We start from the raw sequence: 13,156 nt of genomic DNA on the forward strand, positions 1-13,156 counted from the left end.
GCCGAGAAAAACCATGGAAATCATGACGAATGATAATGACGCTGATTTAAGCTATGGAGGGCGTGTCGGCGCGACGGAGTTTCAGTGCGCGGCGCATTTCCTCGCGAGTTGACATGGCTGCAGTGTGTGTGCCTGATTTTAATGGTTAAATTGCTTGAGCGGATTTGTTTCATCGGCGCTGGATGGGATCCAATCGCGCCAATATGAACAGGTGCGAACGCGCAGGCACATTCGTTATCGATATGTTGTTGTGAACGGCATGGAGAACTTTATCGCAGTGACGATGTTCTGCGTTTCGTCGGCTGGTTTGCCGATCTGACGGTCGGCTGCGGCATCTCATGGATCCTGTTTCCATAAACAGGATCCACAAAGTCGGAAAGATGGACTGGTACAGTGAAGAGGAGCTTCGCCATCGGATGCAATGGTCTATAATCGAAAGGGTATCAGAGGTCGGGGTGAGGTATTTGTGTCTTGTTTTTACTTTCGTGTCCTGCTAGGGCGCTAGCAGCACAGTGACCAATAGGGGGTGATCCGGTGACTACCGGTGCTGTTTTAACCGAGCACGAGTTTTCCCAGTTCAGCAAATTCATTTATGAGCGGGCAGGCATACATTTGCCCCCTTCTAAATTAGCGCTGGTTAGCGGACGTCTGGCCAAACGCGTCAAGCATTATCAGTTCGACAGCTACGGAGATTACTTTCGCCTGGTGATGCGCGAAGGTGGAGCGGAGCTGCAGTTGATGGTGGACCTGCTTACCACCAATGAAACCTATTTTTTTCGCGAACCCAAGCATTTTGACTATCTGCGCGATCACATTTTGCCAGAGCATCGCGCAGGGCGCGCTTTTCGTATTTGGAGCGCTGCGAGTTCGTCCGGGGAGGAATCCTATTCATTGGCCATGGTGCTGGCCGATGTGTTAGGCGATGGATTGTGGGAGGTGCTCGGATCCGACATCAGCGCTCGGGTTCTGGAAAAGGCCAGACGGGGTCACTATTCCCTGGATAGAACCGAAGGGCTTCCTCCCCGTTACCTTAGCCGTTTTTGCCTGAAGGGGGTCGGTTCGTACGAAGGCACGCTGCTGGTCGATCGCAGCATACGCAGCCGGGTCCAGTTCTTGCCGGTCAATCTGGTCGAACCGTTGCCCAAGCTGGGCGAGTTCGACGTGATATTTCTACGTAACGTGATGATTTACTTTGATCTGGATACCAAACGTCACGTGGTGGCGCATTTATTGCCGTTGCTGCGCAGCGGAGGGTATTTTTTTATCAGTCACTCCGAGACGCTGCACGGCATTAACGATACGTTACGGATTGTCGCGCCATCGGTCTACCGTAAACCGTAATGGACCACGGCAGACCGACGAATCCGGTTGAGATTTTTCTTCAACCGGGTGAGATTTATTTCGGTGATGGCAGCACCCGTATCCGAACCGTGCTGGGGTCATGCATCGCCTTGGTGTTCTGGCATCCCGCCCTGTTGTTGGGAGGCATGTGCCATTATATGCTGCCCAGCCGCGCGCATGAGTCCGGCAGAGCAGGAACGGCACTGGATGGGCGCTATGCCGACGAGTCCATGGCTTTGATGGCGCGTGAAATGTATAAGGCTGCCACGCACCCGCGCGATTATCAGGTTAAAGTATTTGGCGGCGGCAATATGTTTCCGGGTAAACGTAACAGCAGTGTGCGTCATGTCGGGTTGAAAAATGTCGAGGCTGCCCGAGAACTGATCATTCGCCACAAACTGTGCTGCGTGGCCGAGCACTTGGGTGATGTGGGGTATCGCAATATCGTATTCGACATCTGGAGCGGTCACACCTGGGTACGGCACGGAAGAATGGGACAGGTCCGGGAGTTGCGGCGGGGGAGAGAGGAATGAAACCAATACAAACAATAAAAGTCATGATTGTGGATGATTCCGCCGTATTGCGGCAGGTACTGTCCGCGGTCTTTGAAAAGGAAGGCGGGATAGAAGTGATCGGCGTTGCCGCTGATCCGGTTTTCGCCATCGAAAAGATGAACAAGGCATGGCCCGATGTATTGATACTCGACGTTGAAATGCCGCGCATGGACGGCATCACCTTCTTGAAGAAAATCATGGCGGAACATCCGACGCCGGTGGTAATTTGTTCAACCCTGACCGAGAAAGGCGCGGCGACGACGATGCAGGCGCTAGCCGCCGGCGCGGTCTGCATCGTTACCAAGCCGAAGATAGGATTGAAAAACTACTTGCAGGAGTCATCCGAGCATTTGGTCAGCGCGGTCAGGGCGGCGGCGCAGGCCAATGTAAAACGTCTTCGCTCTTCACCGCTACTTACTGTTCCGCCAAAGCTGACGGCTGACGCTATTTTGCCTGCGGCGGCGCACGCCATGGAGGAAACCACGCAAACGGTGATCGCCATAGGCACGTCAACCGGCGGTACGCAGGCGCTGGAGACGGTTTTAACCGCGCTGCCCAGAGTGAGTCCCGGCATAGTCATCGTGCAGCATATGCCGGAAAAATTTACCGAAGCCTTCGCCATGCGTCTGGACGATATTTGCCGGATTTCCGTGGCCGAGGCCCGGCATGGCGATCGGGTCATGCCGGGGCGGGCATTGATTGCGCCGGGAGGACGCCATATGATGCTCAAGCGTAGCGGCGCGCAATATTATGTCGATGTAATCGATGGCCCTCTGGTAAGCCGCCATCGCCCGTCTGTCGATGTGTTGTTTCGTTCCACGGCGAAGTTTGCCGGTAAAAATGCCTTGGGCATCATCATGACCGGGATGGGCGACGATGGCGCCAAAGGTTTGCTGGAAATGCATCAAATGGGTGCGCGCACTATTGCACAGGATGAAGAAAGCTGTGTGGTTTACGGTATGCCAAAAGAAGCGGTCAAGCTGGGCGCAGTCGATAAAATCGTTTCTTTGGAGCAGATAGCGGGCGAAATTACCGCTTATGTCAAGCAGACCATGATATAGCGGCGTTGTGCTTAATTCTTCCACGCCCTCCGGGGGACTTGAATAGTTACGGACATGTAGGATGCGCTATGCATACAGGCGTCTAAAGATACGCACAGCGTACACCACCCATAGAGCGGGTAAATTTTTTCCGGAATTATCCCGGGCTGAATAGCTTGTTAATCCGCTGTGCCGCTCGCGCGCCGAAGAAATGCTGCCGGGCGCACAGGCTTGCGCGGCTATCGTGATGCGAGCTTCAAAAGCATAATAGGGTAATTTAATAAATTACTGTTTTTCAATGAATTGAAAAATTTTTCTTAAGGGGCGCCCACGTTTTCCATGCGTTCCTGCATCAGTCATGGATATATTTTGCCTTCGCTTTTCGACAGGCTTGTGATGAGCGGTCTCGGTAAAACGATTTATCAGCTGTGACTGCCTTGCCTGCCGTAACACACTCTTCATTGCAAGCCTCGTCTTTTCTGTGCGACCATCAGCTTCCGCTAATAATGTCGAAATCCGGTATTGCGGACGAATATTACATAAAAAATTGCCGGGTCATTGAAATCCGGTTTACTCGAAGAAGGGGCTATATACATGCACACTACAGCGATAGATCGCCGCCGTTTTATTCAATTAGCCGGGTTGAGCGGGCTTGCAGCCGCCTGCAAGCCTTCCTGGTTGTATGCCGCAACCGAAGGGCGCTACGCCAGAGAGGCGTCGCCGGAGTTTCATGCCGATGTAGAATTTGAACTGACGGCGGGCGTCACTTCCGTACCGATGATGCCGGGTAAGCACACGGTAGTCTGGCGTTATTCAGGCAAGCTGCTAAAGGGGCCGGAAACCGCGCTGGTCGACTTGCCGGGTACGCATCTGGGGCCGATACTGTTTTTTGAAAAAGGCCAGAAGGTGCGTATCTATTTCAGGAACGATCTGCCTGAGGCCAATATCGTGCATTGGCACGGTCTGCATGTGCCTCAGATCATGGACGGTCACCCGATGTATGACGTTAAGACGGGCAGCGGTTATGTCTATGAGTTTACCATCACCAATCGCGCCGGAACCTATATGTATCATGCGCACACGCACGAAGCGACCGGACGCCAGGTTTACAACGGGTTGGCGGGTTTGATTATCGTCACCGATGCCGAAGACCGTATTCTGGACTTGCCGCGCGGCGAATACGATCAACCGATAGTGTTGCAGGATCGCAGTTTCGATGCCGACAATCAGTTGCAATATGTACAAAGCATGCGTGACCGGCATATGGGGATGCTGGGCGATGAAATGATCGTTAACGGCAAGCGCCATTTTGTGCTGCCGGTTGCGACGCGCGCTTACCGGCTGCGATTGATGAACGGGTCCAACTCGCGCATTTACAAGCTGGCCTGGGAAGACGGTACGCCGCTGACTGTGATCGCTACCGACGGCGGTTTGCTGGAAAAACCGGTCACGCGCGCTTTTGTGATGCTGGCTCCGGGCGAGCGCGTGGATTTGTGGGCCGACTTTTCCGGGCGTAAAATCGATACCGATTTGACGATGAAGAGCTTGCCGTTTTCAGGCGCGATGCCTGGTCATGGCGATGGCCGCGGCGCGCGCTCCGGGATGGATCATGGCGGTCAAGGCGGGGGCATGATGGGGCATGGCATGATGGGTGTGATGCATGGCGGCGAGGGCGGCGCTTCCGGCATGCATCAGGGAATGAACAGGATGAATCATGATGAACAAAGTGCCGGGGGGGGGGGAGCCGACGGACACGGCGGAATGGGCATGGCGAGTAATTCAGCTTTGCCGCTTGGCGGCGAGTATGCGGTTTTCAAAGTGCATATCATGCGTGAAGAGAAGGAAACGCATCAGTTGCCGTCCACGTTGACCAAACACGATCGTCTGCAACGCGCCGATGCCGAGAATGCGCAATCGCCACGGAAAATAACACTGTCGATGGCGCGCATGCAATGGCTGCTTAATGGCCGCGAATTCGAAATGGAAGGCGCCAGTCCGGAAGAAACGATTACGATGGGCACCTTGCAGCTTATCGAATTCGACAACGGTTACACTACCGGACAGCATGGCATGGGAATGTCGGGAATGTCGGGAATGGCGCATCCGATGCATATACATGGCCAACAGTTTCAGATTATCGAACGCAAGATCAGAGATGATTTAAGCGGCGGTTACGATACGGTGAGTCCGGGCTATGTCGACGACGGCTGGAAGGATGTGGTGCTGGTCATGCCGGGCGAGAAGGTCACGCTGCTCAAGCGTTTCGATCATTTCAAGGGGCTGTTTCTATATCATTGCCATAATCTGGAGCATGAATCCATGGGCATGATGCGGAATTTCAAGGTGGTTTGATTGACGAAGGTTACTATCCTGCATGGGTCTGCTGCGTGTTGACTACGCCGTGAATCTGTAAGTGCGTGCTCGTCTATGACAGCCTTGCCGTAGACGGACTCGCTGCAAGCATTCTCAATCGTATCTATTCAGTTCGTTCAAGCCTTCTACTGAAACTTTGTAGGAGCGGGCTAAAGTCCGCTCCTACAGTGACCGACGGTAGCTGAACAGTTACTGCCGTGAGGTAGGTATTCAGCGAGCGGCGCTTTCGTGCCATGGCCTAAAGTTTCCAAACCACATTGCCATGAAACGCGCTGATGCTGGTGTTCCCGCTGCCAGACCGTTGGCCGTTGCGCTGGAGAATTGACCTGCAAGCGTCGCGTTGGTGTTGTTCAGCGGCTTGCGGCACGAGCTTTCATTCCGCAAAGGCGTATAATGTCCGGCGTTCAGTAGGGGATCTCTACCCCGATGGTTAGGTAAAGCGCGTAGAATTGTGAAATGGAATTGTCCCAGCGATAACGGATGTAGCCAAAGACGCGGCAATTGTCCAATGCCTGTACGGTTTCTATCTGCAAAAACGGTTGATTCATCGGGTAGGGGTCGAACACGTCGAAATTGGAAAATGCAAACGAATGAGTTTGCTGCAGTGAGTCTGGACGATAATTCAGTCTCAGAGCGAATAGCGGCGTCAGCGTCAAATTACCGCTTGTACCCGGCAATATTGCCGATCCTGCGGTGCTGGAAAATGTCTGTGATAAGCCGAGCTCCGAGTCGATACTCAATCTCTCCAGGCTATCCAGTTTTTTGAACGGATCGAACGATCCGGCCAGGCGTTCGATTAGTATCGTGTCCCGCGTAGAGTTAGAGGTGTAATTGTTTTTTTTCAGCAGGCGTAGCGATGCCTTGTAATTATCCATGAAGCTTTTGCTGGTCAATTCCAGCTTGTAGTCCCACTGCGCGACATTCCCTTCGCTCACGCCGATGCGGGCTCCAAACTGTATGGTGGCCAAGGACGCATGGTAATTGTATAGGCCCGCGAAAGCCAGCAAGTCCGGACTGTTTTTACGGATGACTTCGCGAGGGTAAAAGATAAATTCATTGACGCCGTCGCGTTCTTCTGCACAGGCGTTGATTGAAGTCATCACTGTTAATAGAATCGCGAAGAAATTTCGCACTGTTGGCATGCCGCTTCTCAAAAGGCTATGGATAGCGATGAAACAACCTGCCGCAAACTTTTCCGCATACCCGTTGGAGATGATGTGTGGTGAGCCAGGCTAGACTTTCTGCGCCGATGGATGGGCGCAGACGGTTTCCAGGGACGGACTGCAGCGTGGTTACTATCTCCCGACAACAGCTTCCGCCTGTTTCGACTGACTTGCCTCACTTCCGACAGCGACTGTTATGAGCTTTCAATCTTTCACTGAATAGCCTCCCTGCCACGGGTGTGGATATGTCGATGTGATGCTGAAACGCCGTTCGAAAAAAGCCCCCGATGTCGGGGGCTTCCGGGTTGGCTCATGCCGTATCTGCGGACTATCAGGTTTTTAAAACTGATAATACCTCATCCAGCATTTTCTTGGCGTCGCCGAACAGCATCCGGTTATTTTCCTTGTAGAACAGCGGATTGTCGACGCCGGCATAGCCGGACGCCATGCTGCGCTTCATCACGATGGAGGTTTTCGCCTTCCAGACCTCAAGCACCGGCATGCCTGCGATCGGGCTGTCCGGGTCTTCCTGCGCGCCCGGATTGACGATATCGTTGGCGCCGATAACCATCGCCACATCGGTTTCCGGGAAGTCTTCGTTGATTTCGTCCATTTCCATGACGATGTCGTAAGGCACCTTGGCTTCAGCCAGCAGCACGTTCATATGGCCCGGCATGCGTCCGGCAACCGGGTGGATGCCGAAGCGGACGTTGACGCCTTTTTCGCGCAGCAGCCTGGTGATCTCATAAACCGTATGCTGGGCTTGCGCAACCGCCATGCCGTAACCGGGTACGATGATGACGCTGGAGGCTTCACGCAGCAGTTCGGCAGTGTCTCCCGCGCTGATCGGCGTGACTTCGCCTTGCGGGACGTTTGCGCCTGAAGTTGCCGGTTTGCCGCCGTCGGTGCCGAAGCCGCCCGCAATCACCGAAATGAAACTGCGGTTCATGGCTTTACACATGATGTAGCTGAGGATCGCACCGCTGGAGCCGACCAATGCGCCGACAACGATCAGCAGGTCGTTGGACAGCATGAAGCCGGTGGCCGCCGCCGCCCATCCCGAATAGCTGTTCAGCATCGATACCACCACAGGCATGTCGGCGCCGCCGATGGCCATGACCATATGGATGCCGAACAGCAGCGCGATGCCGGTCATGACCGCCAGCGGCAGGTAGCCGGCTTCGATGCTTTCCGCCTGCAGGAACTTGCAGCCGAACACAATTACCGCGATCAGCAGACCCAGATTGAGCCAGTGCCGAAGCGGCAAGGTCAGCGGTTTACCGCTCATGCGCGCGGAAAGCTTCAGGAACGCGATGACTGATCCCGAGAAGGTCACGGCGCCGATCAGGATGCCGACGTAGATTTCGACTTCATGAATGGATTTCTCCGCGCCGCTGAAATGGCTGGTGGTGTCCATGTAATTCGCGTAACCCACCAGCACCGCAGCGAGGCCGACCAGACTGTGCATCAGCGCGACCAGCTCCGGCATTTCGGTCATTTTGATGCGGGTAGCCGCAAAAACACCGATACTGCCGCCGATCAGCATCGCAATGATGATCGGAACATAATTGTTGACTCTCGGTTCCAGCAAGGTGGCGACTATGGCGATAGTCATACCGACTATGCCGTACAGATTGCCGCGTCTTGCAGTTTCAGGGTTGGATAAACCGCCCAGGCTCAGTATGAACAGGATGGTGGCGCCGATATAGGAAACAGTAACTAATCCTTCTGACATGATAATCAACTCCTATCCGCTTAGCGTCTGAACATGCTGAGCATGCGTTGCGTGACCCAGAATCCACCGACCATGTTGACCGAGGTCAGCGCGATGGCCAAAGTCGCCAGACCGATCAGCAGGTGTCCCGGCGATGAGATTTGTATCAATGCGCCGATGGCGATAATGCTGCTGATGGCGTTGGTGACGCTCATCAGCGGGGTGTGCAATGCCGGAGTCACATTCCAGATCACCATGTAGCCGACGAAGCAGGCCAGTACGAAAACGGTGAAATGCGCCATGAATGCAGCGGGGGCGTAAGCGCCCAGTCCGTAGAAAGCCGCCGCTGCCAGAGCTATCAGCAGCCCGGATTTAACTGGGGAGGATTTTGGTGCGGGTTTTGCTTCCGTGAGCGGAGCCGCTTTGGGGGCGGATTGAGCCGGCGTAGCCGAAATGCGCGGCGGCGGTGGCGGCCAGGTGATGCCGCCTTCCTTGATGACGGTTGCACCGCGTATGACTTCGTCTTCCATATTGACGTTGATGTTGCCGTCCTTGGCCGGCGTCAGTTCTTCGAGCAGCCGCAGCAGATTGGTTGCGTACAGCGTGCTGGCCTGTTTCGCCAGACGGCTGGGCAGGTCGGTATAGCCGATGATGGTCACGCCGTGGGTAACGATAATCTGATTGGGTTCGGTCAACTCGCAGTTGCCGCCCTGTTCCGCCGCCAGATCGACGATGACGCTACCGGGCTTCATCGAGCGCACCATGTCGGCCGTTATCAGCAGCGGCGCCGGTTTACCCGGTATCAGCGCGGTGGTGATAATGATGTCGACATCCTGCGCTTGTTTTGCGTACATCGCGCGTTGCGCGGCCTGATAGCCTTCGCTCATGACTTTCGCGTAACCGCCGACGCCGCTGCCTTCTTCCTTGTAATCGACTTCGACGAACTCGGCGCCCATGCTCTTGACCTGATCCTTGACTTCGGGGCGGGTATCCGAAGCGCGGACTATCGCGCCGAGTCCGCCGGCCGCGCCTATTGCGGCAAGACCGGCAACGCCGACGCCGATGACGAAGACCTTGGCGGGCGGTACTTTACCGGCGGCGGTTATCTGTCCGGTGAAGAAGCGTCCGAATTGATTGGCAGCTTCGATCACCGCTCGGTAACCGGCGATATTGGCCATGGAGCTGAGCGCGTCCAGTTTTTGCGCCCGCGAGATGCGCGGTACGCTGTCCATTGCCAATACCGTGGCTTTACGGTTGCTGAGTTGTTCCATCAACTCCGAGTTCTGACCAGGCCAGATGAAGCTGATCAGCGTGCCGCCTTCGTGCAGGCGTTCGATTTCGTTGACCCCGTCGTCCTGCTTTTCCGGCGCCCGTACCTTGAGAATGATGTCGGCGGTTGCCCATAGCTCGGACGGATTGTGGATAATCTCGACTCCGACTTCCTGGTAGGCCTCGTCGGGAAAGTTTGCCGCAGCGCCGGCTCCGGCTTCGACCGCGACTGTAAAGCCCAGCTTTTGCAGTTTCTCGGCAACCTCAGGTGTGGTCGCCACCCGTTTTTCGCCTGTATGTATCTCTTTGGGAACGCCTATTCTCATGAAACAGTCTCCTCGTTACAAGTATCAGGGGGGTGTAGCAGTGTGGGGAATTTTGCTCTGCTTAGCCGTTTTGTATGCTGCAATTCATCGCTTTACATTACACGCGGGGCCTATGGAGCAACTGGGCTATATAAAGGTTAACCTCCTTTTATGTCAATAATAATAGTAGTAGCTAATAATGTCGGGAGTTCTTCAGCGCGGTTTGAATTGCGCCAGCCAGGCGTCGGCCAATTTACCTGCTTTGGTAATTTGCTCGGGCGTCATGGTCTTTTCGAGGGCCTGGATTTCCTTGTTCGCTTTGGCGACGCGGAACCATTTATCGGCTTCAATGCTGTTTGGAGCGCCCAGTTTGCCTTGCTGGTAAAGCACTCCCAGGTTTTGTTGCGCCTCGGTATTGCCTTGTTCGGCGGCTTTCAGGAACCAGTTCGCGGCTTCCTGAAAGTTTGGGGCGACGCCGATGCCGTCCAGATACATGAAAGCCAGATTGACCTGTGAAGCCGCTATGCCCAGTTCGGCTTCTTTCCGGTAAAGTCTTGCCGCTTCATCGAAATGCTCGGCGGAATAGGCTTCGTCCCCCGGGCTAAGCTCTGGGTGATCGGCACTATGGGCCGCAGGTGCGGCCAGCAATGCGAAGAGCATGAGTAAGTGAATGAGCTTTATGGCTTTCATGGGCGGTTACCTTTATCAGGATGCTTTCCGGCGTGGCTGGCCTGCGCTTTCGCCAGTACGTTTGCGTTGAGCCGCCAACAATATGTCGCTGAGTACTTTTGGCGAAAACGGTTTATGTATATAGGCGTCTATGCCGGCCTGTCTTGCCTGAGTTTTGGTTTTCTCAGCGTCGGAGGCGGTGAGAACGACAAAATAGCTTTTGTCGAACCCGGGGATAGTCCGCAGTGTCCGGCATAATGTCGCAGCATCCAGATCATGGAATACCCACTCGGTTATGATGATGTGCGGTTGTTGTTCCAAGGCAATATCCAGCCCCGCGCTTCCGGATTGAGCGGTATAAACCGTATGTCCGCCGGCGCTGAACAGCTTGTTCAGCATGAAAGTCAGCGCTTTATCCTGGTCTATCACCAGTATGCGCATTTTGCCGGTATTGTCCGGTGCCGGCTCCGTACTTGCGTTTTTCTGTGAGTCTATGTCCGCTTCATTTCGATCCGGTAGCTGGATAGGCGCACGTTCTCGTGTTTCTACGCCGAGCAGTTGACCCCAGGTACGCCACTCCTGCAGAGTTTGATTGGCGATATCGATTGTTGTTTCCGGGCTGAGACCGAGCGTAGCTGCGCTATGCAGGATTGCTGGCAGCTGTTCGGCTCTTTGCGGTTCCGTGGCAAGGCAGATACGGCCCAGCAACGAGGCCAGATGCAGCGTGTGAGTAAGCTTGCTTAAGCGTGAATCAGGGGCGTAGCGCGAATGTTCCGGGTTTTCATGGTGGAACACGCAATCTATGAATAACTGCGGGAATCCCCAATCCGTCATCATTTCCAAAGTGAGGTCGCGGCGGTTCATCCCGAAGCACTCCGACTCGGCCTGCAATAATTGCTCAGGCGAACGGTCGGCAAATTGCCGAAGCAACTTCGAATATTCAGTCGGACACGCGCTGGCCAGACATAGGCGGCCTATTTCGGCGATCAAGCCGCAGGTAAACAGCTCCGGTAGTTGCGCCACGGAAATTCTGCCGCCTATAACCATCGCCGCGCTGGCCATCGCCGTAGACTGCGACCAGAACTCAAGGTAGTTAAACCCCTCGCATCCGTTTTTTTGATTTTTGCGATTGGAAATTAGCGAAAAAGCCAGCGTCATCTGGCGTATTGCATTGATGCCGATGGTGATTAAAGTCGCGGTGGTAACCGAAGCCACCGGGCGGCGTTTACTGTTGGGGTCGACTATGTTGGCAATTTTAATGATGCGGCCAACCAGACCCGCATCGGCTTGAATCGTGCGGGCCAGTTCAGCAAGCGAGACATTGTCCTGTTCGCACAAACGGATGATCCTGAGCGCGACGCCTTCGGGCGAAGGTAATATGCCGGATGCTTTCAGTTCAGCGAAATTGATTGGATTGCTCACGTAAGAGGTTCGTCCTGATATTGTGCCCGTATTGCCAGCACATTCTCCCACTCTTTGAAAAATGCGTCTACACAGAGTGGGTCGAAGTGGCTGCCGCTATTGTCGCGCAGGTAGGCGACGGCGCGATCCAGTCCCCAATCCGGTTTATAGGGGCGCTCCGAGGTGAGCGCGTCGAAAACGTCCGCAATGGCGATAATACGTCCGTGCAACGGAATTTCTTCCCCTTTGAGGCCGTAGGGATAACCGCTGCCGTCGTATTTTTCATGGTGAGTGATGGCTATGATTGCCGCTGCCTGCAATAGCGCCGATGCGCTGCCTTTGAGTATCTCCGCGCCGATCTCGGCATGGCGGCACATGATTTGCTTTTCTTCTTCGTTCAGCGTATCCGGTTTGAGCAGGATATGATCCGGCGTTCCCATTTTGCCTATATCGTGCAATGGAGCCGCATCCAGTATCAATTCCTGTTCGCTTTCCGATAGCCCGAGATTTCTGGCTATGTGGCGTGAATAGTTGGCCATGCGCAACAGGTGCGCGCCGGTTTCCGGGTCGCGAAACTCGGCGGCTCTCGATAGTCTATAGATCAGTTCCCGCTCGCGCGCCTGTATTTCCTGCGTAGCTTTTTTAACTTCGGCTGCCAGCCAGTCGGCGCGGTTGGTCAGCTGCAGCTGGCTTTTGCGCAATGCCAGCATGTTGCGCACCCGAGCGATCAATTCGACCTTATCCAACGGCTTGGTCAGGAAATCGTTGGCGGAAAGTTCCAGCGCGCTATGCCGCACATTGCTTTCGATGTCGGCGGTTACCATAATGATGGGAATGGTTGCCTTGCCGCGCAGCCTTCGGAAGCGCTGAATGAATTGCAGCCCGTCCATTTCCGGCATCATATAGTCCACCAGTACCAGATCGGGGTCATTGTTCTCGCACCAGACCAGCGCCGGCAGCGGGTCGGTAAACTCAATCGGCTCTGCGTCATCCACGCGTTTCACCAGAAAGGAGAGCAGCGTGAGGTTGGTTTTGTTGTCGTCTACGATTAAAACATTCACGGCTTGTTTTTTTCCTGATTGGCACGCGGCTAAAGCCAAACAAATACGCTCCGGGAAGCGTGTATCCATAGTGAAGGATAGCAAATTCCGAGTCATCCATGAGGCCCGTGTTTCGTTCAATCATGCCGGAATGGCTGCTATGCGATACGAATAGGCTGAGGAATCTTGCCTGCTACTGTTGATACAGCGCGATTATTGAAGCAAAGCGTTACCGTCATGCTGTCACGGAGGTGTTCTGAAGCCGTTCATGGAGACTGGATTGCTCA

General features: G+C 54.6%; 10 protein-coding genes. 4 read left to right on the plus strand and 6 right to left on the minus strand.

The window, feature by feature from the left end; genetic code table 11:
- Positions 1–534 precede the first annotated feature (534 nt).
- From F6R98_RS06835 to F6R98_RS06850, 4 genes are all read left to right on the plus strand, one after another.
- On the plus strand, positions 535–1,341 hold the full coding sequence (locus F6R98_RS06835; protein WP_153248351.1) for a CheR family methyltransferase: 807 nt from the start codon (positions 535–537) through the stop codon (positions 1,339–1,341).
- The gene (locus F6R98_RS06840) at positions 1,341–1,874 is read left to right on the plus strand and encodes a chemotaxis protein CheD (RefSeq protein ID WP_153248352.1); all 534 of its coding nucleotides are present in this window, start codon (positions 1,341–1,343) and stop codon (positions 1,872–1,874) included. Before F6R98_RS06835 ends, F6R98_RS06840 begins: the two co-directional genes overlap by 1 nt.
- Positions 1,871–2,956: a protein-glutamate methylesterase/protein-glutamine glutaminase gene (locus F6R98_RS06845; RefSeq protein ID WP_153248353.1), complete on the plus strand. Its 1,086-nt coding sequence runs from the start codon at positions 1,871–1,873 to the stop codon at positions 2,954–2,956. The genes F6R98_RS06840 and F6R98_RS06845 overlap by 4 nt, the downstream gene beginning before the upstream one ends.
- 573 nt (positions 2,957–3,529) lie before the next feature.
- Positions 3,530–5,287: a multicopper oxidase family protein gene (locus F6R98_RS06850; protein WP_153248354.1), complete on the plus strand. Its 1,758-nt coding sequence runs from the start codon at positions 3,530–3,532 to the stop codon at positions 5,285–5,287.
- Between the two features lie 425 nt (positions 5,288–5,712).
- Here the strand turns inward: F6R98_RS06850 and F6R98_RS06855 are convergent, their stop codons facing one another.
- From F6R98_RS06855 to F6R98_RS06880, 6 genes are all read right to left on the minus strand, one after another.
- A complete protein-coding gene (locus F6R98_RS06855; RefSeq protein WP_194270174.1) occupies positions 5,713–6,408 on the minus strand; it encodes a hypothetical protein in 696 nt (231 codons plus the stop codon).
- Between the two features lie 394 nt (positions 6,409–6,802).
- Complete coding sequence (gene pntB, locus F6R98_RS06860) at positions 6,803–8,206, minus strand: Re/Si-specific NAD(P)(+) transhydrogenase subunit beta (protein WP_153248356.1); 1,404 nt, start codon at positions 8,204–8,206, stop codon at positions 6,803–6,805.
- A gap of 20 nt (positions 8,207–8,226) precedes the next feature.
- Positions 8,227–9,780 (minus strand): Re/Si-specific NAD(P)(+) transhydrogenase subunit alpha, encoded by a 1,554-nt coding sequence (locus tag F6R98_RS06865; RefSeq protein ID WP_153248357.1) that lies wholly within the window; start codon positions 9,778–9,780, stop codon positions 8,227–8,229.
- A 192-nt stretch (positions 9,781–9,972) separates the two neighbouring features.
- Positions 9,973–10,449 (minus strand): tetratricopeptide repeat protein, encoded by a 477-nt coding sequence (locus F6R98_RS06870; RefSeq protein WP_153248358.1) that lies wholly within the window; start codon positions 10,447–10,449, stop codon positions 9,973–9,975.
- A 15-nt stretch (positions 10,450–10,464) separates the two neighbouring features.
- The gene (locus F6R98_RS06875; protein WP_153248359.1) at positions 10,465–11,850 is read right to left on the minus strand and encodes an HDOD domain-containing protein; all 1,386 of its coding nucleotides are present in this window, start codon (positions 11,848–11,850) and stop codon (positions 10,465–10,467) included.
- A complete protein-coding gene (locus F6R98_RS06880) occupies positions 11,847–12,890 on the minus strand; it encodes an HD domain-containing phosphohydrolase (protein WP_153248360.1) in 1,044 nt (347 codons plus the stop codon). Before F6R98_RS06880 ends, F6R98_RS06875 begins: the two co-directional genes overlap by 4 nt.
- Positions 12,891–13,156: the final 266 nt, after the last annotated feature.

Origin of the sequence: Candidatus Methylospira mobilis (genome assembly GCF_009498235.1) — a bacterium.
Lineage (GTDB): Bacteria > Pseudomonadota > Gammaproteobacteria > Methylococcales > Methylococcaceae > Methylospira > Methylospira mobilis.